The organism is Variovorax sp. GW821-FHT10B04 (assembly GCF_059415645.1).
In genome coordinates, this window is the sequence record NZ_JBWKNQ010000027.1 from 1 (window position 1) to 965 (window position 965).

Sequence of the window (965 nt, forward strand, 5' to 3'; positions counted from 1 at the left end):
TACGCACACGTGGACTGCCCTGGCCACGCCGACTATGTGAAGAACATGATCACCGGCGCCGCCCAGATGGACGGCGCGATCCTGGTGTGCTCGGCTGCTGACGGCCCGATGCCCCAGACCCGTGAGCACATCCTGCTGGCTCGCCAGGTGGGCGTGGGCTACATCATCGTGTTCCTGAACAAGTGCGACATGGTCGATGACGCCGAGCTGCTCGAGCTGGTCGAAATGGAAGTGCGCGAACTCCTGGACAAGTACGACTTCCCGGGCGACGACACCCCCATCATCCACGGCTCGGCCAAGCTGGCGCTCGAAGGCGACAAGGGTCCGCTGGGCGAACAAGCCATCATGAAGCTGGCTGACGCACTCGACACGTACATCCCGACGCCAGAGCGCGCTGTGGACGGCACGTTCCTGATGCCGGTGGAAGACGTGTTCTCGATCTCGGGTCGCGGCACCGTGGTGACCGGCGCCGTCGAGCGTGGCGTGATCAAGGTCGGCGAAGAAATCGAGATCGTCGGCATTCGCCCGACCGTCAAGACCACCTGCACCGGCGTGGAAATGTTCCGCAAGCTGCTGGACCAAGGTCAGGCTGGCGACAACGTGGGCGTGCTGCTGCGCGGCACGAAGCGCGAAGAAGTCGAGCGCGGCCAAGTGCTGTGCAAGCCGGGTTCGATCAAGCCGCACACGCACTTCACGGCTGAAGTCTATGTGCTGAGCAAGGACGAAGGCGGCCGTCACACGCCGTTCTTCAACAACTACCGTCCGCAGTTCTACTTCCGCACGACGGACGTGACGGGCGCGATCGAGCTGCCCGAAGGCAAGGAAATGGTCATGCCTGGCGACAACGTCAGCATCACCGTGAAGCTGATCAACCCGATCGCGATGGAAGAAGGCCTGCGCTTCGCCATTCGCGAAGGCGGCAAGACCGTCGGCTCGGGCGTCGTGGCCAAGGTCCTCGCTTAATT

General features: G+C 63.2%; 1 protein-coding gene. It reads left to right on the plus strand.

The window, feature by feature from the left end:
• Window positions 1–963: elongation factor Tu (gene tuf, locus AC07PZ_RS31585; RefSeq protein WP_495299136.1), on the plus strand; the 963-nt coding region annotated here is incomplete at its 5' end.
• Between the last annotated feature and the right edge of the window lie 2 nt (window positions 964–965).